A 22,309-nucleotide genomic window follows, 5' to 3' on the forward strand; every position below is an offset into this window, starting at 1 on the left:
GGCCGGTCCGGGACGCCCGCGGCCGCGTACGGCGAAGGGCGCTCCGGTTTCCCGGAGCGCCCTTCGCCTGCCGTGTGCGCGGCCGTCAGCTCTTCCTGGCCGACTCGGCCTCGTCCTTCGCCGCCGCCTCATCGGGCCCGGCGGGCTCCCCGGCGGAGTCCTCGGCCCGGTCGCCGGCCCGGTCCTCGGCCTTGGCGCCGGTCCCGTCGCCGTCCCCGGGCTCGCCGCCCGCCTCGTCCGCGGTCCTGCCCACGGCCGCGTTCCCGTGCTCGTCCCCGGCCTCGGCCTCGGCCTCGGCCTCGGTGGCGGCGGTCCCGGCGCCGGGGGCGCCCGGCTCGACCACCGCTTCCCGTCCCGGCCGCTTCCTGGCCGACACCACGATGTAGGCGACCGCCAGCAGGAACACGATCAGCGCGGTCCAGTCGTTGAGGCGCAGGCCAAGGATGTGGTGGGCGTCGTCGACGCGCATGTACTCGATCCAGGCGCGGCCCACGCAGTACGCGGCGACGTAGAGGGCGAAGGCCCGGCCGTGGCCCATCTTGAAGCGGCGGTCCGCCCAGATGACCAGGAGGGCGACGCCGATGCACCACAGCGACTCGTAGAGGAAGGTCGGGTGGTAGTAGCCCGGCACCCGGCCGCCCTCGGAGGAGGTGATGTGCAGCGCCCAGGGAACATGCGTCTCGCGCCCGTACAGCTCCTGGTTGAACCAGTTGCCCCAGCGGCCCATGGCCTGCGCGAGGGCGATGCCGGGTGCGACGGCGTCGGCGTAGGCGGGCATCGGGATGCCCCGGCGCCGGGCGCCGATCCAGGCGCCGAGCGCGCCCAGGGCGATCGCGCCCCAGATGCCCAGGCCGCCCTCCCACACCTTGAAGGCGTCCACCCAGTCACGGCCCTCGCTGAAGTACAGCTCGTAGTCCGTGATCACGTGGTAGAGCCGGCCGCCGACCAGGCCGAAGGGCACGGCCCAGACGGCGATGTCGGCGACCGTGCCGGACCGCCCGCCCCGGGCGACCCAGCGCTTGTTGCCGAGCCAGACGGCGATGAAGACGCCGATGATGATGCAGAAGGCGTAACCGCGCAGCGGGATGGGGCCGAGATACAGCACCCCGCGCGACGGGCTGGGAATGTAGGCAAGTTCCATGGCAAGGTCGACGCTACCGTGCCGGGCGGTGCGCACGTCGGGCAGCCCGGCTACGGGTCCATAACGGGGACGCGGGAAACGCCTACCCCTTGTTCTCCTGTTCCACCATCTGCCTCAGCTTCTCCGGGGTCATCGTGCGGTCGGCGTAGATGTTCTTGCCGCCCAGCAGGATGGTCGGCGTGCTGCTGTAGCCGCCGGCCCCGAACGCCTGGTGGGACTTGTTCACCCATCCGTCGTGGGTGCCGTTGTTGACGCACTTGCGGAACGCCGGGGTGTCGAGGCCCTTCACCTTGCCGGCCAGCTCGATCAGCTTGCCGTTGTTCCCGAAGGCGTCGTCGGTCTCCCGGGGCTGGTTCGCGTACAGCACGTCGTGGTAGTCGCGGAACTTCCCGGCGTCCTGGGCGCAGGCCGCGGCGTTCGCCGCGCGCAGGGAGCCGGTGCCGCCGAGGTTGCCGTCGATCAGCCGGACCAGGTGGTACTCGACCCTGAGCTTGCCGGAGTCGGCCAGCTCGTGCAGCGTCGGCCGGTATCTCTGCTCGAAGGCCATGCAGGCCGGGCAGCGGAAGTCCTCCCAGACCGTGAGCGTCGACCTGGCGCCGTCCTTGCCGACCGGGATCGCGAGGCTGTCCCGGCCCTGCGCGCCCGAGGGCACCACGACCGGGCCCGCACTGCTCTTGTTCTTGCCCGAGTTGGCGGCGATCACGCCGATGACCGCCGCGAGTCCCAGGACGCAGACGACGCTCGCGCCCACGATCAGCGCGCGCCGCCGCCGGTCCGCGGCCCGCTCCTTCTTACGCTCGACCGCAATCCGCTCACGGGCGGTGCGCTTTCCGTCATGGTTGTTCTCGCTCACACCCCCAGAACGAACCGGGGAGGCGCAGCGCGCCTCCCCGGCCCGAGGTCCACTCGTTCGGGGGACCGGGTGTTCCGTCGTGAACGGCTCGCGCCGCCCGGGACCGCTCAGGCCCGCCCGCGCACGCCCTTGGCCAGGTCGCCGGCGAGCAGGCGCACGGCCTCCAGGCCGGCGGCGTGGTCGGGGGCGTCCAGCATCCGCTTGACGAACGCCGAGCCCACGATGACTCCGTCGGCGAACCCGGCGACCTCGGCGGCCTGGGCCGCGCTGGAGACGCCGAGCCCCACGCACACCGGCAGCCCGGTGCCGGTGGCGCGGGTGCGCTCCACCAGGTCCTGCGCCTGCGCGCCGACGGACTCCCGGGTGCCGGTGACGCCCATCAGCGAGGCCGCGTAGACGAAGCCGCTGCCCGCCGCGGTGATCCGCGCCAGCCGCTCGTCCCTGCTGCTGGGGGCGACGACGAAGACGGTGGCGAGGCCGTGCTTGTCGGCGTGCTCCCGCCACAGGTCGGACTCCTGGACCGGCAGGTCGGGCAGGATGCAGCCAGCGCCGCCCGCCTCGGCCAGCTCGGCGGTGAAGCGCTCGACGCCGTAGCGGTCGATGGGGTTCCAGTACGTCATCACGAGCACGGGCTTGCCGGTGGCCGCGTGGGCCTCCCTGACCGTGCGCATGACGTCGGCGATCCTGACCCCGCCGCGCAGGGCGATGTCGTCGGCGGTCTGGATGACCGGGCCGTCGAGGACGGGGTCGCTGTGCGGCAGGCCCACCTCCACGACGTCCGCGCCGCCGTCGAACACGGCCTTGATCGCCTCGATGCCGCCGTCCACGGTCGGGAACCCGGCCGGGAGGTAGGCGATGAGCGCGGACCGGCCCTCCGCCTTCGCGGCGGCGAGGGTGTCCGTCAGCAGCCCGATGTTGCCGCTCACTTGGCGTCCCCCTCGATCTCGGCGGTGTCGGCTTGGTCGGCGGCCACCTCGGCGTCGGTGTCGTAGAGGCCGAAGTAGCGCGCCGCGGTGTCCATGTCCTTGTCGCCGCGGCCGGACAGGTTGACGACGATCAGTCCGTCCGGGCCCAGCTCCCTGCCGACCTCCAGGGCGCCGGCGAGGGCGTGGGCGCTCTCGATGGCCGGGATGATGCCCTCGGTGCGCGACAGCAGGCGCAGTGCCTGCATGGCCGCGTCGTCGGTGACCGCGCGGTACTCGCCGCGGCCGGAGTCCTTGAGGTAGGAGTGCTCGGGGCCGATGCCCGGGTAGTCCAGGCCGGCCGAGATGGAGTAGGGCTCGGTGATCTGGCCCTCGTCGTCCTGCAGGACGTAGGACCGGGAGCCGTGCAGGACGCCGGGCTCGCCGGCGGTGAGGGTGGCCGCGTGCTCGCCGGTCTCGATGCCGTGCCCGGCGGGCTCGCAGCCGATGAGCCGGACGCCCTCGTCGGGGATGAAGGCGTGGAAGAGGCCGATGGCGTTGGAGCCGCCGCCGACGCAGGCGATCGCGGCGTCGGGCAGCCGTCCGGCGCGCTCCAGGAGCTGCCGCCGGGCCTCCACGCCGATGACCCGGTGGAAGTCCCGGACCATGGCCGGGAAGGGGTGCGGGCCGGCGACGGTGCCGAACAGGTAGTGGGTGCGGTCGACGTTGGCGACCCAGTCCCGGAACGCCTCGTTGATGGCGTCCTTCAGGGTGCGGCTGCCGGACTTCACGGCCACCACCTCGGCGCCGAGCATGCGCATCCGGGCCACGTTGAGGGCCTGCCGCTCGGTGTCGATCTCGCCCATGTAGACGGTGCACTCGAGGCCGAACAGCGCGCAGGCGGTGGCGGTGGCGACGCCGTGCTGGCCGGCGCCGGTCTCGGCGATGACGCGGGTCTTGCCCATGCGCTTGGTGAGCAGGGCCTGGCCGAGCACGTTGTTGATCTTGTGGGAGCCGGTGTGGTTGAGGTCCTCCCGCTTGAGGAAGACCCGGGCGCCGCCGGCGTGCTCGCCGAACCGCGGCACCTCGGTCAGCGCGCTGGGCCGGCCGGTGTAGTTCACCAGCAGGTCGTCGAGTTCACGGGCGAACTCGGGGTCGGCCTTGGCCTTGTCGTACTCGACGGCGACCTCGTCCACGGCGGCGACGAGCGCCTCCGGGATGAACTTGCCGCCGAACGCCCCGAAGTAGCCCTCGGCGGTGGGCACCTGGCCGGTGGGATCGGGAATGAAGAACTCGCTGGGCATACGGATACCTCGCAGGGGCTCGGGCCCCGGGTTGCCGGACTTGGGGTACGAGTACGCGTGCGCTGCCCTCTGCGGTGTCTCCGACGGCGCCCGAGCCGGGTGGCGGGCGGGCGAAAGCCGGGGGGGGTCCGAGGGGCGGGGCCCCGTGGGCGGCCGGGAGAGACCGGGCCGCGGGTGAACCGGCGTTCACGAGGAGACGCGGCTCAGCTCACCGCGGGTGCGGCGCACGCGGCGTGACGCCATCGCATGCCGTTCACCTGGCCGGGCTCGTCGCCGATCACATAGCGGACCCGCCGCCCGTGCACCCGTCGCGCGGGGGCACGGCAGCCTCGGGGCCGGCAGCCGCGGGCGAGGCGGGCATAGGGGTCCCGCGTCGCCGGGGTGATCGGAAGCATCATCGCGAACCAGCTTAGCCGGAGGTCAGCCCCGCCCGTGCCGGAGCGCGGGGTGCTCGCCCGCGGCGACCAGGTCGGACACGGCGGCCTTCGGGTCGCGCCCGGTGACCAGGGACTCGCCGACCAGCACCGCGTCGGCGCCGGCGTTGGCGTAGGCGATCAGGTCGTGCGGCCCGCGCACCCCGGACTCGGCGACCTTGACGAGGTGGTCGGGGATCTCGGGGGCGACCCGTTCGAACGTGCCGCGGTCGACCCGCAGGGTCTTCAGGTTGCGCGCGTTGACGCCGATGATCCGGGCGCCCGCGTCCACCGCCCGCTCGACCTCGTCCTCGTCGTGCACCTCGACCAGCGGGGTGAGGCCGATGGAGACGGCGCGCTCGATCAGCGACTCGAGGGCCGGCTGGTCCAGGGCGGCGACGATCAGCAGCGCCAGGTCGGCGCCGTACGCGCGGGCCTCCCAGAGCTGGTACGACGTGACGATGAAGTCCTTGCGCAGGACGGGGATGTCCACGCGTGCGCGGACCGCCTCCAGGTCGGCCAGCGAGCCGCCGAAACGGCGCTGTTCGGTGAGGACCGAGATGACGGCGGCGCCGCCCGCCTCGTAGTCCGCCGCGAGCCCGGCCGGGTCGGCGATCGCGGCCAGCGCGCCCTTGGAGGGGCTGGATCGCTTGACCTCACAGATGACCTTGACGCCGTCGCCCTTGAGCGCGGCCACCCCGTCCTTGGCGGGGCGGGCCTTCGCCGCGCGCTCCTTGAGCTCGTCGAGGCTGACGCGCGCCTGCCGCTCCGCGAGGTCGGCACGGACTCCGTCGATGATCTCGTCGAGCACACTCACGCGAGCGGCCCCCTTTCAGACGGTCGTTCCTTCAGGTTCGCGAACCTGTGGTCACTGCGATGGTATCCGGAGGACGGGCGAGGCTTCGCATCCGGTGGACGCCGGTCCCATTACCTGGACGTTCCCCGTTCGATCAAGGGTGCAGCCAGCCGCCGAACGGCAGGTTCCGGACAACGGTGAACACCACGAGCAGCGCGCCGACGGCCCAGGTGGGGGCCGTTCCGGGCTCGAACCGCGCCGGCCGGTCGCGCACCGCGTTCACCACCCATACGGTCCACAGCACCGCGAAGCCCAGGTAGGCGGCGACCCCCGCGGCGTTGTCCCGCAGGGCGCCGAGGAGGTCGCCGTGGACGAAGGCGTGGGCGCTGCGCAGCCCGCCGCAGCCGGGGCAGTACAGGCCGGTGAGCCGGTACAGCGGGCACACCGGGTAGTGGCCGGGCTCGTTGGGGTCGACCGCGCCGACGTACGCGAAGGCCGCGGCGACGGCCGCGAGCACACCGGCCGGGACGGCGAGCCGGTTCCAGAGGGTGGCGGGCGTGGTGCGCGGGGCGGTACCGCTGTCGGCGTTCACGTCGGCATTGTGCCCCGCACGCCGGCCGCACGCGCGCGAGGGGCGGCCCCCACCGGGTGTGGTGGGGGCCGCCCCTCGCGGGTGCCTGTGGGGCTCAGCCCTTGACGCCGGCGGGCTCGCGGGCGGGGGTGTGGCCGCTGTGCGGGGCGGCGCCGGGGCGCTTCTGCTGGCCGAGGCCCATGGCGCGCATGGCGGAGCCCACGACGCCGCCGAGGAGCACGATCACCATGCCGGCCCAGAAGCCGACCGGCTGGGCCATCACCATGAAGGCACCCGCGACGCAGAAACCGATGAAGGCGATGATGACGCCGGTCCAGGCGGCCGGGGTGTGACCGTGGCTGCTGCCCGCCATGACTTGCTCCTCGTTGCTTGTACGTGTCGAAGTACGTGTCCGTACGGTTCCGAGCGCGTCACCGTCCGAGCCGGGCGCTCTTCGTCCATTGTCCCGTACGCACGCGCGCGCCGGACGCGGGGGTGGCGTCTGGTTCGCCACATCCGGCGGTGCGCGGGTCCCGGGCTCAGGCGCCGGTGGGGTCCTCGCCGCGGTCCAGGGCCTTCCAGATCTCCTCGGGGCGCTCTGGGTCGGCCGGACGGGCCTGGCGGCGCGGGCGGTCCGTGCCGCGCTCGTAGCGGCCGGACATGGCGGGCCACAGGGAGCCGTAGCGCAGCGCCAGCAGCCCGGCGAGGAGGATCAGGACGCCGCCGGCGGCGGCGACGTAGGGCCAGCCGGTGTGCGAGAGGGCGGCGACGGTGGCCGAGGTGTCGCCGGTGGTCCGGGCGGCCTTCTCGTCCAGCGTGGAGCCGTCGGAGGCCCCGGTGAGCGCGGCGGCGACGATGCCGGCGCCGCTGAGCGCGAGCAGCGCGGCGACGGCGACGCGGCCGGCCCGGCGGACGGCGAAGACGGCGACGAGCGCGGCCAGGCCCACTATGGCGAGAGCCGCGGGCACGCCCGTGACGTCGCTGCCCGTGGCCGTCAGCGGGAACGCGCCGCCGGCCACCGTGGCGGTGCCCTCCGACCAGCGCTGCCGGGTGGCCAGCAGGGTCACGGCGGCGCCGAGCGCGCCGCACAGCAGCGCCACGGCGAGGCTCCGCCGGCCGGACCGGCTGGGCGCGGCGGCTTCGGAACGGGAGTGAGGTACGGCAGTCACGTACTCCACTATCGCCTGAACCCCGGGTGAACCGTCACCCGGGGTTCGGCGAAAGGCGCTTCAGCCGTGCAGCCGGTTCGCCGTGTGCACCGCCCGCAGGACCGCGGCGGCCTTGTTGCGGCACTCCTGGTCCTCGGCGGCCGGGTCGGAGTCGGCGACGATGCCGGCCCCGGCCTGGACGTGGGCGGTGCCGTCCCGGAGCAGGGCGGTGCGGATGGCGATCGCGGTGTCGGAGTCGCCGGCGAAGTCGAGGTAGCCGACGCAGCCGCCGTACAGGCCGCGGCGGGACGGCTCCAGCTCGTCGATGATCTGCATGGCGCGGGGCTTGGGGGCGCCGGAGAGGGTGCCTGCGGGGAAGCAGGCGGTCAGCACGTCGAAGGCGGTGCGGCCCTCGGCGACCTTGCCGGTGACCGTGGAGACGATGTGCATGACGTGCGAGTAGCGCTCGATGGACATGAAGTCGACGACCTCCACCGAGCCGGGCTCGCACACCCGGCCGAGGTCGTTGCGGCCGAGGTCGACCAGCATCAGGTGCTCGGCGCGCTCCTTGGGGTCGGCGAGCAGCTCGTCGGCGAGGGCCTGGTCCTCCTGCGGGGTGGCGCCGCGGTGCCGGGTGCCGGCGATGGGGTGGACCATCGCGCGCCCGTCCTCCACCTTCACCAGCGCCTCGGGGGACGAGCCGACGACGTCGAACCCGTCGAAGCGGAACAGGTACATGTACGGCGAGGGGTTGGTGGCCCGCAGCACCCGGTAGACGTCCAGCGCGGTGGCCGTGCACGGGGTCTCGAAGCGCTGGGAGGGCACGACCTGGAAGGCCTCGCCCGCGCGGATGCGCTCCTTGACGTCCTCCACGGCCGCCCGGAAGTCGGGGCCGCCCCAGCGGGCGGTGTACTCGGGCAGCTCGGAGGGCGGCAGCACGGCAGGGGGCTGGGCGACCGCGCGGCCGAGGTCGGCCTCCATGTCGTCGAGGCGGGCCACCGCGTCCGCGTAGGCCTCGTCCACCCCGGTCTCGAGGTCGTTGTGGTTGATCGCGTTGGCGATCAGCAGGACCGAGCCCTCCCAGTGGTCCATGACGGCGAGGTCGCTGGTCAGGAGCATGGTCAGCTCGGGCAGGGCGAGGTCGTCGCGCTCGCCGGGGCCGATCTTCTCCAGGCGGCGGACGATGTCGTAGCCGAGGTAGCCGACCATTCCGCCGGTGAAGGGCGGCAGGCCCTCCTGGTGCGGGGTGTGCAGGGTCTGGATGGTGGCGCGCAGGGCGGCGAGCGGGTCGCCGTCGACGGGGACGCCGACGGGCGGGGTGCCGAGCCAGTGCGCCTGGCCGTCCCGTGCGGTCAGGGTGGCCGCGGAGCGCACGCCGACGAAGGAGTAGCGGGACCAGGAGCGCCCGTTCTCCGCGGACTCCAGCAGGAAGGTGCCGGAGCGTTCGGCGGCGAGCTTGCGGTAGAGCGCGACCGGGGTGTCGCCGTCGGCGAGGAGCTTGCGGGTGACCGGGATGACGCGGCGGTCGGTGGCGAGCTTGCGGAAGGTCTCGAGGTCCATGGCGGCAGACCCTACTGATCCGGACCGGCCGGGCGGGCCTGCGGCACGGGTCCCGCGGAGTCGTCCTTGAGCAGGACGTCCTCGTCGAAGCAGGTGCGGGCGCCGGTGTGGCAGGCGGCGCCGGTCTGGTCGACCTTGACCAGCACGGTGTCGGCGTCGCAGTCCAGGGCGACCGACTTCACCCGCTGGACGTGGCCGGAGGTGTCGCCCTTGACCCAGTACTCCTGGCGGCTGCGCGACCAGTAGGTGCAGCGGCCCGTGGTCAGCGTGCGGTGCAGCGCCTCGTCGTCCATCCAGCCGAGCATGAGCACCTCGCCGGTGTCGTACTGCTGGGCGATGGCGGGCAGGAGTCCGTCGGCGCTGCGCTTCAGGCGCGCGGCGATCTCGGGGTCGAGAGTGCTGGTCATGGGTGCCATTGTGCCGCGTGGGCCGGGCTGTCCCGGGTTCCTGTCCAGGGGCTGGGCACGGGGCGCGCGGGATCCGGGCGGGGCCGGGCGACCGGGCGACGGGTGGGCGGACCGGTTACGGAGTCGTAGGCTGACTCCATGTCGACCTTCGCCAAGCGTGAACGGCTCCTGCTCGCCGACCTCTTGGAAACCGTCGGGCCGGACGCCCCGACCCTCTGCGAGGGCTGGCGGGCCCGTGACCTGGCGGCGCACGTGGTGGTGCGCGAGCGCCGGCCGGACGCGGCGGGGGGCGCGCTGATCAAGCCGCTGGCCTCGCGTCTGGAGAAGGTGCAGGCCGAGTACGCGGGCAAGCCGTACGAGGAGCTGATCCAGCTCATCCGGACCGGGCCGCCGCGCTTCTCGCCGTTCCAGCTCAAGCAGGTGGACGAGGCCGCCAACACGGTCGAGTTCTACGTGCACACCGAGGACGTCCGCCGGGCCCAGCCGGACTGGGGTCCGCGTGAGCTGGACGGGGTGTTCCAGGACGCGCTGTGGTCGCGTCTGGAGCGCACCGCCCGGCTGCTGGGCCGGGGCGTGCCGACCGGTCTGGTGCTGCGCCGCCCGGACGGCCAGACGGCGGTGGCGCACCGGGGCACCCCGGTGGTGACGGTGACCGGTGAGCCGTCGGAGCTGCTGATGTTCGCCTTCGGACGGCAGAGTGCGGCGAAGGTGGAGCTGGACGGCGAGGAGAACGCGATCGCCACGCTGCACGAGTCGAAGCAGCTCGGGTTCTGAGCCGGGCGCTTCGAGAACGGGTCCCGCGGACCCCGCGGGCCCGGGCCTCCGGGAGACGTCTCATGATCAAGGTCGCGATGACCAGCGTGTTCGTGGACGACGTGGCACGGGCGCACGCCTTCTACACGGAGGTCCTGGGGTTCGAGACCCGGCTGCACATGGACCTGGGCGACGGCACGCCGTTCGTCACGGTCGGCGCGCCGGGCGGGGCCCAGCCGGACCTCCAGTTGCTGCTGGAGCCCGGGCAGGGCCCGATCGCGGAGCCGTACCGCACGGCGCTGTACGAGGCGGGGATCCCGTGCATCGTCTTCTCGGTGGACGACCTGCCGGCGGAGTACGAGCGGATGCGCGGGCTGGGCGTGCGGTTCCCGCACCCCCCGCGGGAGCAGGGCCCGGTGCTCGCGGCGGTGTTCGACGACTCGGTCGGCAACCTGGTGCAGCTCACCCAGCCGAGGGTGTGAGCGTTCAGCGGGGGAGCTCCGCGCCGCGCAGCCCGGGGACGCACAGGGCGACGACCCCGCCGAGTCCGCAGACGGCCGCGCTGGTCACGAACACCGGGCCGAGCCCGAAGGCCCCGATGGCGGCGGCCGCGAACGGCATGCTCAGCGGGGCGAGGCCCAGGCTGACCACGCTGGCGACGGCGGTGACCCGGCCGAGGTAGGCGGGGTCGGCGAGGGTCTGGAGCATGGCTCCGCACAGCACCCCGCTGAGCCCGGCGAGCAGCCCGATGAGCAGGGCGACGCCGACGGCCCCGACGAGCTGGGGGACGTAGGCCAGGGCGCCGATGGCCACCGAGCCGGCGAGGATCGCCCAGGCGGCGACCAGCCCGGCGCGCGGCACCCGGCCCCGCACGGCGAGCAGCAGGGAGGCGGCGCCCGCTCCGGCGCCGAACCCGGCGAGCACCCAGCCCATGCCGGCGGCGCCCCAGCCGCGCCGGTCGGCGAGCAGGGTCAGGCCGACGTTGAGCGGGCCGACGAAGCCGAAGTCGCCGAGGGCGATGGCGAGCATGAGCGGGGCGAGCACGCGGTGCCGGCGGATGTAGCGCAGACCGCCGACCAGGTCGGCCCACGCGGTGGTGCGGGGCGCGGCGGCCGTGCCGGCCGCGTCGTCGCCGGGCAGCGGCCGCAGGCGTACGGAGATCAGCAGCGGTACGGAGACGGCGATCAGCAGTCCGGCGAGGGCGAAGGCGGCCGGCGCGCCGCCCAGGGCCACGCCCAGTCCGCCGAGTGGGGCGCCGGCCACGCCGGCGCAGCGGATGGCCAGGCCCCGCATGCCCTGCACCCGGGCGAGCTGCCCCTTGCCGGTGATCCTGGCCGGGAGCGCGCCCACCGCGGGCATGAAGACGGCGTCGACGGTGCCGAAGAGCAGGGCCAGCAGGGCGAGCGGCCACAGTCCGGGGCCGGTGAGGAACAGCAGGGCGGCCACCGCCAGGACGGCGGCGCAGCGCACGGCGTCGCTGCCGATGACGACGCGGCGCGGCCCGAGCCGGTCGGCGAGCACTCCCCCGCCGAGCATCAGCACGGCTCTCGGCAGCGCGCTGACGGACATGACGACACCGGCCTGCGCGGGGGTGCCCGCCTGGACCGCGGCCCAGGACAGGGCGATGTAGTAGACGCTGTCGCCGAGCATGGAGGCGGTGTAGGCGCCGAGCCAGCGCAGCACGTTGGGATCGCGGTGGGCGGTGCGGTCCTCGGCGACGGGGGCCGGGGGTGTCAGGGTGTCGGTCACGGCGGGGCCCTTCTCAGACGCGGAACGGGAATCCGTACACGTGCAGCGCGACGTGCTCGCGCCCTTCGGTGTCGCCGGCGGCTTCGGCGGACCGGCCCTGCTGGTCGTACCGGCGGATCAGCGCCAGCAGCTCGTCCTGGAGTGCGCGCAGCTCGGGCGCGGTGAGGCGGAGCAGGGACTCGCTGTCGGCGGCGGCCGCGTTCCACTCGGCGCTCCATGTCGGGCGCTCGTCGAGGTAGCGGCGGTAGAGGTCGGTGCGCTGGTCGTGGAAGAGGCGGGTGGCCGCCAGGTGCGCGGCCGCCTTCTCGGGTGCGTCGCGGAAGTCCCGGTCGCGGATGCTCACGCCCTCGGAGGAGGGCTGCCACCAGCGTTCGCGGCCGTCCGCGCTCTGCGGCGCGGCCTGTTCGATCAGCCCGTGCTCGGCGAGCTTGCGCAGGTGGTAGCTGACCAGCGAGACGGCCTCGTCGACCTGGTCGGCGAGGTGCGAGGCGGTCGCCTTGTCGGCCACGCACAGGGCTCGGTACAGCTTCATCCGCAGCGGGTGGGCCAGCGCCTTGAGCGTGCCCACGTCCGTGATGGGACGGCTCCCCTTGGCTTTCATGTGCATGACCCTAGATGTGAAAGGAAACTTGCACAATGGATGTTGCGCAATTTCTCTTTCGCATCAGCCGCGCGGAGGGGCAGGGCATGGGAGAGCCCCGGCCGCCTCGACGGGCGACCGGGGCTCTCTCGTGGCCTTGCGCGGACGTCACCGCACGGGGTGGCCCGCTTCCCGCAGGGTCTGCTTGACCTCGCCGATGCGCAGGTCGCCGAAGTGGAAGACGGAGGCGGCCAGGACCGCGTCCGCGCCCGCGCCGACGGCCGGCGGGAAGTCCGCCAGCCGGCCCGCGCCGCCGGAGGCGATCACCGGGACGGTGACGTGCTTGCGGACGGCCGCGATCATCTCCAGGTCGTAGCCGTCCTTGGTGCCGTCGGCGTCCATGGAGTTGAGCAGGATCTCCCCGGCGCCCAGCTCGGCGGCGCGGTGGGCCCACTCGACGGCGTCGATGCCGGTGCCCCTGCGGCCGCCGTGGGTCGTCACCTCGAAGCCGCCGCCGCCGGTGCGGCGCGCGTCCACCGACAGCACCAGCACCTGCCGGCCGAACCGCTCCGCGATCTCCCGGATCAGGTCGGGGCGGGCGATGGCCGCGGTGTTCACGCCCACCTTGTCGGCGCCGGCCCGCAGCAGCCGGTCCACGTCCTCGGCGGTGCGCACGCCGCCGCCGACCGTCAGCGGGATGAACACCTGCTCGGCGGTGCGCCGCACCACGTCGTACGTGGTCTCGCGGTCGCCCGAGGACGCGGTGATGTCCAGGAACGTCAGCTCGTCGGCGCCCTCGGCGTCGTACACCTTGGCCATCTCGACGGGGTCGCCCGCGTCGCGCAGGTTCTGGAAGTTGACGCCCTTGACGACCCGGCCGTTGTCCACGTCCAGGCAGGGGATGACTCGGACCGCCAGGGTCATCAGGTCACGGCTCCTCTGAATGCTTCTAGTTCCACTTCGACCAGGATGCGCGGGTCGACGAAGCCCTCCACGACCAGCAGGGTCGCGGCCGGACGCACGGAGTCGAAGATCTCCTTGTGGGCGCGGCCCACGGCGTCCACGTCCCGCACATGGGTCAGGTACATCCGCGTGCGCAGCACGGACGCGATGCCGAGGCCGAACTCGCCGATCGCCTCCAGGGCGCTGGTGAAGGCCACCTTGGCCTGCTCGTAGGGGTCGCCCTCCCCGTACAGCACGTCGCCGCGGAAGGACGACGTGCCGGCCACCAGCACCCGGTCGCCGGCCGCGACGGCGCGCGCGAATCCGAAACTGTCTTCCCAGGGGCTTCCGCTCTGCACGCGCCGCACGGCTTCGGACGTCATGACGACACAGCCTCCAAGGCCTCTTCCAGGGTGAACGCCTTCGCGTACAGGGCCTTCCCGACGATGGAGCCCTCGACACCGAGGGGTACAAGACCGGCGATGGCACGCAGGTCGTCCAGGGACGACACGCCGCCGGACGCCACGACCGGGCGGTCCGTCGCCGCGCACACGTTCTTCAGCAGCTCCAGGTTCGGGCCCTGCAGGGTGCCGTCCTTGGCGATGTCGGTGACCACGTAGCGGGCGCAGCCCTCCTTGTCGAGGCGCGCCAGCGTCTCGTAGAGGTCGCCGCCGTCACGGGTCCAGCCGCGGCCGCGCAGGGTCGTGCCGCGCACGTCAAGGCCGACGGCGATCTTGTCGCCGTGCTCGGCGATGACCTTGGCGACCCACTCCGGGGTCTCCAGCGCGGCGGTGCCGAGGTTCACGCGGGTGCAGCCGGTGGCGAGGGCCGCGGCGAGGGTGTCGTCGTCGCGGATGCCGCCGGACAGCTCCACCTTGATGTCCATGGCCTTCGCGACCTCGGCGATCAGCTCGCGGTTGTCGCCGGTGCCGAAGGCGGCGTCCAGGTCGACCAGGTGCAGCCACTCGGCGCCGGAGCGCTGCCAGGCGAGTGCGGCCTCCAGCGGGGAGCCGTAGGAGGTCTCGGTCCCGGACTCGCCGTGCACGAGGCGCACGGCCTGGCCGTCGCGGACGTCGACGGCGGGGAGGAGTTCGAGCTTGGCCATGGTCTACAGGGTTCCGATCCAGTTGGTGAGGAGCTGGGCTCCGGCGTCGCCGGACTTCTCGGGGTGGAACTGGGTGGCCCACAGGGCGCCGTTCTCCACGGCCGCCACGAAGGGCCTGCCGTGGGTGGACCAGGTGACCTTGGGGGCCGCGATCAGCGGGTTGTTCGTCTCCAGGGCCCAGTCGTGGACGGCGTAGGAGTGCACGAAGTAGAAGCGGGCGTCGGCGTCGAGGCCGGCGAACAGCTCGGAGCCCTCCGGGGCGTCGACGGTGTTCCAGCCCATGTGGGGCACGACGTCGGCCTCCAGCGGCGCGACCGTGCCGGGCCACTCGTCGAGGCCCTCGGCCTCCACGCCGTGCTCGATGCCGCGCGCGAAGAGGATCTGCATGCCGACGCAGATGCCCATCACCGGCCGCCCGCCGGACAGCCGGCGGTCGACGACCCAGTCGCCCCGGGCCGCGCGCAGGCCCTGCATGCACGCGGCGAACGCGCCGACGCCCGGTACCAGCAGGCCGTCGGCGTTCATGGCCCGGTCGAAGTCACGGGTGATCTCGACGTCGGCCCCCACGCGCGCGAGGGCCCGCTCGGCGGAGCGTACGTTGCCGAAGCCGTAGTCGAAGACGACGACCTTCTTGGCGCTCAATTCCACACCTCCAGCCGCATGACGCCGGCGACCAGGCACATCGCGGCGCCGATCGAGAGCAGCACGATGAGGCTGGTGGGCATCTTCTGCTTGACGAAGGAGACGATGCCGCCGACCAGGAAGAGGCCGACGACGATCAGGACGGTGGACAGACCGTTCATGGGGTTACAGCGCGCCCTTCGTCGAGGGGAGGATGCCGGCCGCGCGCGGGTCGCGCTCGGAGGCGTAACGCAGCGCCCGGGCGAGCGCCTTGAACTGGCACTCCACGATGTGGTGCGCGTTGCGCCCGTAGGGCACGTGCACATGCAGGGCGACCTGTGCCTGGGCGACGAAGGACTCCAGGATGTGCCGGGTCATCGTGGTGTCGTACTCGCCGATCATCGGCGCCATGTTCTCCGGCTCGGTGTGCACGAGGTACGGGCGGCCGGAGAGGTCGACGGTGACCTGGGCGAGGGACTCGTCCAGCGGGACCGTGCAGTTGCCGAAGCGGTAGATGCCCACCTTGTCGCCTAGGGCCTGCCGGAAGGCGGCGCCGAGCGCGAGGGCGGTGTCCTCGATGGTGTGGTGTGAGTCGATGTGCAGGTCGCCGTCGGTCTTCACGGTCAGGTCGAACAGACCGTGCCGGCCGAGCTGGTCGAGCATGTGGTCGTAGAAGCCGACGCCGGTGGCGATGTCGGTCCGGCCGGTGCCGTCGAGGTCGATCTCGACCAGCACCGAGGTCTCCTTGGTGGTGCGCTCCACGCGTCCAACGCGGCTCATGACTGGGGCTCCTTCTGCAACTCACGGACCGCGTCGAGGAACGCGTCGTTCTCCTGCGGGGTTCCGGCGGACACCCGCAGCCACCCCGGCACACCGTTGTCCCGGACCAGCACGCCCCGGTCGAGGATCTTCCGCCAGGCGTCGTGGGCGCTGTCGAACCGGCCGAACTGCACGAAGTTCGCGTCGGACTCGACCACCTCGTAGCCGGTCGCGCGCAGTTCGGCGACCAGCCGGTCCCGCTCGGACTTGAGCTGCTCGACATAGCCCAGCAGCGTGTCGGTGTGCTCCAGGGCGGCCAGGGCGGTCGCCTGCGTGATCGCCGAGAGGTGGTACGGCAGCCGGACGAGCTGTACGGCGTCCACGACCGCCGGGTCGGCGGCCAGGTAGCCGAGGCGCAGTCCCGCCGCGCCGAACGCCTTGGACATGGTGCGCGAGATCACCAGGTGGGGCCGGCCCGCCAGCAGCGGCAGCAGCGATTGGCCGTGGCTGAACTCGACGTAGGCCTCGTCCACGATCACCATGGACGGCTTGGCCGCCTGGGCCGCCTCGTACAGCGCGAGGACCGTCTCGGGCGGCACGGCGTTGCCGGTGGGGTTGTTGGGGGTGGTGACGAAGACGACGTCGGGCCGGTGCTCGGCGATGGCGCGCCGGGCGGCGGCGAGGTCGATGGAGAAGTCCTCGGTCCGGGGCCCGGAGATCCAGCCGGTGCCGGTGCCGCGCGCGATGAGCGCGTGCATCGAGTACGACGGCTCGAAGCCCATGGCCGTGCGGCCCGGCCCGCCGAAGGTCTGCAGCAGTTGCTGGATGACCTCGTTGGAGCCGTTGGCCGCCCAGACGTTCTCGACGCCGAGCGGGTGGTTCCCGGTGTCCGTCAGGTACTTGGCCAGCTCGGTGCGGAGCTGGACCGCGTCCCGGTCGGGGTAGCGGTTCAGGTTCCGGGCGGCCTCGCGCACCCGCTCCGCGATCCGCTCGACCAGCGGCTCGGGCAGCGGGTAGGGGTTCTCGTTGGTGTTCAGCCGTACGGGGACGTCCAGCTGGGGCGCGCCGTAGGGGGACTCGCCGCGCAGCTCGTCCCGTACGGGCAGATCGTCAATGCCGGTCACTTGCTCGTCGGTACCTTCCAGCCGAACCGTGCCTTGATCGCCGCGCCGTGCGCGGGCAGGTCCTCCGCCTCCGCCAGCGTGACCACGTGGTGCGCGACCTCGGCCAGCGCGTCCTTCGTGTAGTCGACGATGTGGATGCCGCGCAGGAAGGACTGGACCGACAGGCCCGAGGAGTGGCAGGCGCAGCCGCCGGTGGGCAGGACGTGGTTGGACCCGGCCGCGTAGTCGCCGAGCGAGACGGGCGCCCAGGGGCCGATGAAGATCGCGCCCGCGTTCCGCACCCGGCCGGCGACCGCGGCGGCGTCGGCGGTCTGGATCTCCAGGTGCTCGGCGCCGTAGGCGTCGACCACCCGCAGGCCCTCCTCGACGCCGTCCACGAGGACGATCGCGGACTGCTTGCCGGCCAGGGCCGGGCGGATCCGGTCCTCGACGTGCCGGGTGGCCGCGACCTGCGGCTCCAGTTCCTTCTCCACCGCGTGGGCCAGCTCGGTGGAGTCGGTGACCAGCACGGCCGCCGCGAGCGGGTCGTGCTCGGCCTGGCTGATCAGGTCCGAGGCGACGTGCACCGGGTCGGCGGTGTCGTCCGCGAGGATCGCGATCTCGGTCGGGCCGGCCTCGGCGTCGATGCCGATCTTCCCGGTGAAGTAGCGCTTGGCCGCCGCCACCCAGATGTTGCCGGGGCCGGTGACCATGTTGGCGGGCGGGCAGGACTCGGTGCCGTACGCGAACATCGCGACGGCCGTGGCGCCGCCGGCCGCGTAGACCTCGTCCACGCCGAGCAGCGCGCACGCGGCGAGGATCGTCGGGTGCGGCAGTCCGCCGAACTCGGCCTGCGCCGGGGAGGCGAGCGCGATCGACTCGACTCCGGCCTCCTGCGCCGGAACCACGTTCATGATCACGGACGAGGGGTAGACGGACCGGCCGCCGGGCGCGTACAGCCCGACGCGATCGACCGGCACCCACTTCTCGGTCACGGAGCCGCCGGGCACGACCTGGGTGGTGTGCGTAGAGCGGCGCTGCGCGCGGTGGACCAGGCGGGCCCGGCGGACGGACTCCTCCAGGGCGGCGCGCACGGCCGGGTCGAGGGTCTGGAGCGCCTCGGTGAGCGCCTCGGCCGGGACACGGACGGATTCCAGCCGTACTCCGTCGAACTTCTCGGCGAAGTCGATCAGCGCCGCGTCGCCCCGATGATGCACGGCCTCGCAGATCGGACGCACCTTCTCCAGGGCGGCCTGAACGTCGAAGTCGGCTCGGGGCAGCAGGTCGCGCAGGGCGGGGCCCTCGGGGAGGGCGTCGCCGCGCAGATCGATTCGGGAGATCACGTACTCAATTCTCTCAGACCCGCACCGGGACCCGTCCGCGCGTATCAATGGCTGATACAGAACGTGGCCGGAACGTGGAAGATCACCTTCACCATTAGTGTGCCGGGCGTCACTCAGCGGGCATGAACGGGTGTACGAGCAGGCGACTTGTGGTTGGGCGAGGAAGAAGGAAAGAGCGGTGACCGAGGGGGCCGGCGGTGACGCCGGAGATCTGCCGGAGGGCCTGAGCGCGGCCGAGGCCGGCATGTGGCAGGCCTTCCGCAACGGCAGCGTGTACGACCTGAGCAGCGGTGACGCGGCGGTGGACGATCCGCACGGCGGGCACCCCTGGGGTCCCGAGCGGAGCGTCCGGGCGCGCATCGTGTGCTGGCTGCTGCTGGACGGGCCGCCCGCGCTCGCCGGGCGGGTGTCCGCGCTGAAGCTGGCCGGGATACGGATCACCGGCACGCTGGAACTGGCGGGCGGCACGGTCACGCCGTACGTGGAGATGCGCGGCTGCCGCTTCGACGACCAGGTCCTGCTGCCCGAGGCGCGCTTCACCACCGTGCGCCTGGTGGACTGCGCGATGCCCCGGCTGGAGGCGGCCCGGGTCACCACCGAGGGCGACCTGCACCTGCCGCGCTGCCGCTTCCGCACCGGGGTGCGGCTGACCGACGCGCACATCGGCACGGACCTGCTGCTGAACCAGGCGGTGGTGTACCAGGACCGCAGCGGGCGGTCGATCGCCGCCGACGGCATGAGCGTCGGCCAGGACCTGCAGGCGGAGCTGCTGGAGTCGTACGGCGAGATGAGCCTGCGCGGGGCCCAGGTCGGGGGTTCGCTGAGCCTGCGGGGGGCGAAACTGGCCAATCCGTACGCGCGGCTCGCCCTGAACGCCCCCCAGCTCACGGTGGAGCGCACCCTGTACCTGACCCCGGCGGGCGTGGGCAGTCCGCTGCTGAGCGGGACCACCCCGGCGCGCGGGACGCGTATCCAGCGCTTCGAGTGCCAGGGCGGGGTGCGGCTGGACGACGGCCGGTTCGGGGACGCCGTGGACCTGGAGCGGGCCCGGTTCGTCCTCACCGACGACCAGGACCTGTCGCTGCGCCGGGTGCAGACGCCGGAGCTGCGGTTCCTGGGCGACCGGCCGCAGCGAGGGCAAGTGAAGCTGTCCGGCGCGCGGGTCGTCAACCTGGTGGACCGCGCGGGGAGCTGGCCGGGCCCGGGCAGCCTGCACATGGGCGGCTTCACCTACGAGAGCCTGGTCCCGCGCGGCCCGTTCCCGCTGACCCGGCGGCTCGACTGGGTGGCGGCGGCCACCGCCGAGTACAACCCGGAGCCGTACGAGCGGCTGGCCGCGGTGCTGCGCGCCGCCGGGGAGGACGAGGACGCCCGCGAGGTGCTGCTCGCCAAGCAGCGCCGGCGCCGCGAGACGCTGCCGCCGGCCGGCAAGGTCTGGGGCATCGTGCAGGACTGGGCCGTGGCCTACGGCTACCGGCCGGGCCGGGCGGCGGTGTGGATGGCGGTGCTGTGGGCGGCGGGCACGCTCGCCTTCGCGCACGCCGGGCATCCGCCGGTGGACTCCGGCGAGCACCCGTACTGGAGTCCCGCCCTGTTCACGCTGGACCTGCTGCTGCCGGTGATCGACCTGGGCCAGGTCGGCCAGTGGCAGCTGCGCGGCGGCTGGCAGTGGCTGGCCGCGGCGATGATCATCATGGGCTGGATACTCGCGACCACCGTGGCCGCGGGAGCGACCCGGCTGCTGCGGCGGAGCTGAGGCGCACGGGGAGGGCGCGCCGGGGGGGGCTCGCGGGCTGGTGCACCACATCGGCCGAAGGGTCACCCTTTGCCCGTCCTTGACTCTGCGTCCTACAACCTTTCCCGACTTGGCGGGGCCCTCTGGCGCTCTCCCGACCTGGGTCTTTCAATGGTCGACACCATGGCTCTGCTGCCGGCGTTCCTCCGCCCCACCCGGACGACACGACGGGCCTCGCACCTCGCCGCCTTGCCCCAGGGCGGCTTCGAGGCCGTCCTCGACGCGCCCGACGACCGCCTCTCGCCCGCGCTGGTCGCCGCCGCGCGGGGCGAGTACGGCGCCGCCTCCGCCCTGCTCGCCGCCACGCGCGCGGCCGGCCAGTGGGAGGACCGCGACCGCTACGCGAGGCGGCTCGCGGCCTTCGCCCGCTCCCGCCCCGAGTGGTTCGAGGCCTGGCGCGCGGCCGCCCCCGGCGACCCCGGCACGGCTCTGGTGGCGGCTCAGCTCGCGGTGGACCGCGCCTGGCCCTCGCCGGCCCGCGCCGAGCTGCTGCGCGAGGTGAGTCCGCTGATCACGGCCGCCGCCCGGGCCGACGACCTCGACCCGGTGCCGTGGCGGATCGCGCTCGACCACGCCCGCGGTTCCCGGGCCGGCCACCGCTACTTCGAGGAGCTGTGGGAGGCCGCGGTCCGCCGGGCCCCGCACCACTACGGCTGCCACGTGGCCGCCCTGCGGTACCTGGGGACCTTCTGGCACGGCTCGCACCGCGAGTGCTTCGACTTCGCCGACCTGGCCGCGCAGGACGCCCCGGCCGGCTCGCTGGTGCAGGCCCTGCCGGCCCGTGCGGCCTTCGGCTACCTGACCGACGACTGCGGTCCCGAGGTGCCGCGCGAGCGGCTGGACGCGGCCGCCGACCGGGCGGTGGCGCTCTCCGCCCGCTTCCCGGCCGCCGCCCCGTGGCCCGCCGAGATGCGCAACAAGCTGCTGTACCTCCTGGTCCGGCTGGGCCGGTGGGAGGACGCGCGCGCCGAGCTGGACCTGATCGGCCCGTACGCCACGTCGTTCCCCTGGGAGCGGTTCTCCGACGACCCGCTCGGCCGGTTCCTGCGGCTGCGCGAGGGGCTCCTCGGGGCCGCTCCCCCGGCCGCCCTCTCCGGGCTGGTGAAGGCCGCGCCACGAGCGCGGAACGGGCACCGTGGCCGGGCGGCCGCCGCCGACCATTAGGCTGGGTCGCCGTGACCACCGTCCGTCTGCCCCTGTTCCCGCTGAACTCGGTTTTGTTCCCGGGGCTCGTGCTGCCCCTGAACATCTTCGAGGAGCGGTATCGCGCCATGATGCGCGAACTGCTGAAGACCCCCGAGGACGAACCGCGCCGGTTCGCCGCGGTGGCGATCCGCGACGGCCACGAGGTGGCACCGAGCGCCCCCGGCATGCCGGATCCGACGGCACAGCCCGATCGCGGCCCGGCCGCCGGCTTCGGCCCCGACCCCCTCAGGTCCTTCCACGGGGTGGGCTGCGTGGCGGACGCCGCCACCATCCGGGAACGCGACAACGGCACGTTCGAGGTGCTGGCGACCGGGACGACCCGGGTGCGGCTGCTCTCGGTGGAGGCGTCGGGCCCGTTCCTGACGGCCGAGCTGGAGGAGCTGCCCGAGGAGCCCGGCGACGAGGCCGGGGCGCTGGCCGAGGGCGTGCTGCGCTCCTTCCGCCAGTACCAGAAGCGCCTGGCGGGCGCCCGTGAGCGCTCGCTGGCGGGCACCGAGCTGCCCGACGACCCCTCGGTGGTCTCCTACCTGGTGGCCGCGGCCATGGTGCTGGACACGCCGACGAAGCAGCGGCTGCTGCAGGCGCCGGACACCGCCTCCCGCCTGCGGGACGAGCTGAAACTCCTTCGCTCGGAGGCGGCGATCATCCGTAGTCTGCCGTCCCTGCCCGCGTTCGAGCTGACGCGGACGCCGACCAGCATGAACTGAGCGAACCGAACCGAGGCGCGGCACCCCGATGGCGAAGAAGTCCAAGAAGCAGCAGACCGGCGGCACGCCCGCGACCGTGGCGCTGACCGCGGCGGGCGTGGCGCACACCGTCCACGCCTACGACCACGACCCCGCCCACCCCTCCTACGGCGAGGAGGCGGCGGAGGCGATGGGCGTCTCCCCGGACCGGGTCTTCAAGACCCTGGTGGCCGACGTCGACGGCGCCCTCACGGTGGCGGTGGTCCCGGTCTCCGGCACGTTGAACCTGAAGGCGCTGGCCGCGGCGGTGGGCGGCAAGCGGGCCGCCATGGCCGACCCGGCCCTCGCCGAGCGCACCACCGGCTACGTCCGGGGCGGCATCTCCCCGCTGGGGCAGCGCAAGAGGCTCCGCACGGTCCTGGACGACTCGGCCGCGGCCCACGGCACCATCTGCGTCTCGGCGGGCCGCAGGGGTCTGGAGGTCGAACTCGCGCCGGCGGACCTGGCCGCCCTCACGGAAGCGGTGCTGGCGCCGATCGGGCGGGGCTGAGGGGGCCGGCCGGGCCGGATCA

General features: G+C 73.5%; 27 protein-coding genes. 6 read left to right on the top strand and 21 right to left on the bottom strand.

The features are described 5' to 3' along the window. Positions 1 to 85: 85 nt before the first annotated feature. The 11 genes from lgt to hisI form a co-directional block, all read right to left on the bottom strand. Positions 86 to 1,141 carry a prolipoprotein diacylglyceryl transferase gene (gene lgt / locus TNCT1_RS25860; RefSeq protein WP_143636341.1) on the bottom strand — a complete coding sequence of 352 codons (1,056 nt, stop codon included), beginning with the start codon at positions 1,139 to 1,141 and terminating at the stop codon, positions 86 to 88. Between the two features lie 82 nt (positions 1,142 to 1,223). Beyond that, positions 1,224 to 1,994, bottom strand: coding sequence for a thioredoxin domain-containing protein (locus TNCT1_RS25865; RefSeq protein WP_143636343.1), 771 nt, complete (start codon positions 1,992 to 1,994; stop codon positions 1,224 to 1,226). Between the two features lie 107 nt (positions 1,995 to 2,101). Beyond that, on the bottom strand, positions 2,102 to 2,920 hold the full coding sequence (gene trpA, locus TNCT1_RS25870) for a tryptophan synthase subunit alpha (RefSeq protein ID WP_143636345.1): 819 nt from the start codon (positions 2,918 to 2,920) through the stop codon (positions 2,102 to 2,104). Then, entirely contained in the window at positions 2,917 to 4,200 is a 1,284-nt protein-coding gene (gene trpB, locus TNCT1_RS25875; RefSeq protein WP_143636347.1) for a tryptophan synthase subunit beta, read from the bottom strand. Before trpB ends, trpA begins: the two co-directional genes overlap by 4 nt. Positions 4,201 to 4,403: 203 nt before the next feature. Beyond that, positions 4,404 to 4,598 (bottom strand): tryptophan biosynthesis modulator TrpM, encoded by a 195-nt coding sequence (trpM, locus tag TNCT1_RS36990; protein WP_143636349.1) that lies wholly within the window; start codon positions 4,596 to 4,598, stop codon positions 4,404 to 4,406. Positions 4,599 to 4,620: 22 nt separating this feature from the next. Then, on the bottom strand, positions 4,621 to 5,430 hold the full coding sequence (gene trpC, locus TNCT1_RS25885; RefSeq protein WP_143636351.1) for an indole-3-glycerol phosphate synthase TrpC: 810 nt from the start codon (positions 5,428 to 5,430) through the stop codon (positions 4,621 to 4,623). Between the two features lie 133 nt (positions 5,431 to 5,563). Next, a complete protein-coding gene (locus TNCT1_RS25890; RefSeq protein ID WP_143636353.1) occupies positions 5,564 to 6,001 on the bottom strand; it encodes a DUF2752 domain-containing protein in 438 nt (145 codons plus the stop codon). 94 nt (positions 6,002 to 6,095) lie between these two features. Beyond that, positions 6,096 to 6,353, bottom strand: coding sequence for an HGxxPAAW family protein (locus tag TNCT1_RS25895; protein ID WP_143636355.1), 258 nt, complete (start codon positions 6,351 to 6,353; stop codon positions 6,096 to 6,098). Between the two features lie 166 nt (positions 6,354 to 6,519). Then, entirely contained in the window at positions 6,520 to 7,158 is a 639-nt protein-coding gene (locus TNCT1_RS25900) for a TIGR02234 family membrane protein (RefSeq protein ID WP_143636357.1), read from the bottom strand. 51 nt (positions 7,159 to 7,209) lie between these two features. Next, positions 7,210 to 8,688, bottom strand: a complete 1,479-nt coding sequence (locus TNCT1_RS25905; RefSeq protein WP_143636359.1) for an anthranilate synthase component I — start codon at positions 8,686 to 8,688, stop codon at positions 7,210 to 7,212. Positions 8,689 to 8,699: 11 nt separating this feature from the next. Next, a complete protein-coding gene (hisI, locus tag TNCT1_RS25910; protein ID WP_174266453.1) occupies positions 8,700 to 9,095 on the bottom strand; it encodes a phosphoribosyl-AMP cyclohydrolase in 396 nt (131 codons plus the stop codon). A gap of 138 nt (positions 9,096 to 9,233) precedes the next feature. Here hisI and TNCT1_RS25915 point away from each other — a divergent pair, with 138 nt between their 5' ends. Next, a complete protein-coding gene (locus TNCT1_RS25915; protein WP_143636363.1) occupies positions 9,234 to 9,869 on the top strand; it encodes a TIGR03085 family metal-binding protein in 636 nt (211 codons plus the stop codon). Between the two features lie 62 nt (positions 9,870 to 9,931). Further along, positions 9,932 to 10,330, top strand: coding sequence for a VOC family protein (locus TNCT1_RS25920; RefSeq protein ID WP_143636365.1), 399 nt, complete (start codon positions 9,932 to 9,934; stop codon positions 10,328 to 10,330). A 4-nt stretch (positions 10,331 to 10,334) separates the two neighbouring features. Here the strand turns inward: TNCT1_RS25920 and TNCT1_RS25925 are convergent, their stop codons facing one another. From TNCT1_RS25925 to hisD, 10 genes are all read right to left on the bottom strand, one after another. Further along, complete coding sequence (locus TNCT1_RS25925) at positions 10,335 to 11,597, bottom strand: MFS transporter (protein WP_235902898.1); 1,263 nt, start codon at positions 11,595 to 11,597, stop codon at positions 10,335 to 10,337. A gap of 13 nt (positions 11,598 to 11,610) precedes the next feature. Next, complete coding sequence (locus TNCT1_RS25930) at positions 11,611 to 12,198, bottom strand: transcriptional regulator (RefSeq protein ID WP_143636367.1); 588 nt, start codon at positions 12,196 to 12,198, stop codon at positions 11,611 to 11,613. A gap of 147 nt (positions 12,199 to 12,345) precedes the next feature. Beyond that, positions 12,346 to 13,101, bottom strand: coding sequence for an imidazole glycerol phosphate synthase subunit HisF (gene hisF / locus TNCT1_RS25935; RefSeq protein ID WP_143636370.1), 756 nt, complete (start codon positions 13,099 to 13,101; stop codon positions 12,346 to 12,348). After that, complete coding sequence (locus TNCT1_RS25940; RefSeq protein ID WP_143636373.1) at positions 13,101 to 13,502, bottom strand: RidA family protein; 402 nt, start codon at positions 13,500 to 13,502, stop codon at positions 13,101 to 13,103. The genes hisF and TNCT1_RS25940 overlap by 1 nt, the downstream gene beginning before the upstream one ends. Next, positions 13,499 to 14,224: a bifunctional 1-(5-phosphoribosyl)-5-((5-phosphoribosylamino)methylideneamino)imidazole-4-carboxamide isomerase/phosphoribosylanthranilate isomerase PriA gene (gene priA / locus TNCT1_RS25945; RefSeq protein ID WP_143636376.1), complete on the bottom strand. Its 726-nt coding sequence runs from the start codon at positions 14,222 to 14,224 to the stop codon at positions 13,499 to 13,501. Before priA ends, TNCT1_RS25940 begins: the two co-directional genes overlap by 4 nt. A 3-nt stretch (positions 14,225 to 14,227) precedes the next feature. Further along, positions 14,228 to 14,872 (bottom strand): imidazole glycerol phosphate synthase subunit HisH, encoded by a 645-nt coding sequence (gene hisH / locus TNCT1_RS25950; protein WP_143636379.1) that lies wholly within the window; start codon positions 14,870 to 14,872, stop codon positions 14,228 to 14,230. Continuing rightward, a complete protein-coding gene (locus TNCT1_RS35905) occupies positions 14,863 to 15,027 on the bottom strand; it encodes a hypothetical protein (RefSeq protein ID WP_174266455.1) in 165 nt (54 codons plus the stop codon). The genes hisH and TNCT1_RS35905 overlap by 10 nt, the downstream gene beginning before the upstream one ends. A 4-nt stretch (positions 15,028 to 15,031) precedes the next feature. Then, positions 15,032 to 15,625, bottom strand: a complete 594-nt coding sequence (gene hisB / locus TNCT1_RS25955) for an imidazoleglycerol-phosphate dehydratase HisB (RefSeq protein ID WP_143636382.1) — start codon at positions 15,623 to 15,625, stop codon at positions 15,032 to 15,034. Then, positions 15,622 to 16,728, bottom strand: coding sequence for a histidinol-phosphate transaminase (locus tag TNCT1_RS25960; RefSeq protein WP_143636385.1), 1,107 nt, complete (start codon positions 16,726 to 16,728; stop codon positions 15,622 to 15,624). The genes hisB and TNCT1_RS25960 overlap by 4 nt, the downstream gene beginning before the upstream one ends. Then, a complete protein-coding gene (gene hisD, locus TNCT1_RS25965) occupies positions 16,725 to 18,050 on the bottom strand; it encodes a histidinol dehydrogenase (protein ID WP_143636387.1) in 1,326 nt (441 codons plus the stop codon). The genes TNCT1_RS25960 and hisD overlap by 4 nt, the downstream gene beginning before the upstream one ends. Before the next feature lie 178 nt (positions 18,051 to 18,228). Between hisD and TNCT1_RS25970 the strand changes: the two genes are divergently transcribed. From TNCT1_RS25970 to ybaK, 4 genes are all read left to right on the top strand, one after another. Then, positions 18,229 to 19,806 carry an oxidoreductase gene (locus tag TNCT1_RS25970; protein WP_143636389.1) on the top strand — a complete coding sequence of 526 codons (1,578 nt, stop codon included), beginning with the start codon at positions 18,229 to 18,231 and terminating at the stop codon, positions 19,804 to 19,806. Between the two features lie 150 nt (positions 19,807 to 19,956). Next, entirely contained in the window at positions 19,957 to 21,009 is a 1,053-nt protein-coding gene (locus TNCT1_RS25975) for a hypothetical protein (RefSeq protein WP_174266456.1), read from the top strand. 11 nt (positions 21,010 to 21,020) lie between these two features. Beyond that, positions 21,021 to 21,758, top strand: a complete 738-nt coding sequence (locus TNCT1_RS25980) for an LON peptidase substrate-binding domain-containing protein (protein WP_143636394.1) — start codon at positions 21,021 to 21,023, stop codon at positions 21,756 to 21,758. 28 nt (positions 21,759 to 21,786) lie between these two features. Next, complete coding sequence (gene ybaK / locus TNCT1_RS25985) at positions 21,787 to 22,287, top strand: Cys-tRNA(Pro) deacylase (protein WP_143636396.1); 501 nt, start codon at positions 21,787 to 21,789, stop codon at positions 22,285 to 22,287. Positions 22,288 to 22,309: the final 22 nt, after the last annotated feature.

It is taken from the genome of Streptomyces sp. 1-11 (assembly GCF_007176755.1).
Lineage (GTDB): Bacteria > Actinomycetota > Actinomycetes > Streptomycetales > Streptomycetaceae > Streptomyces.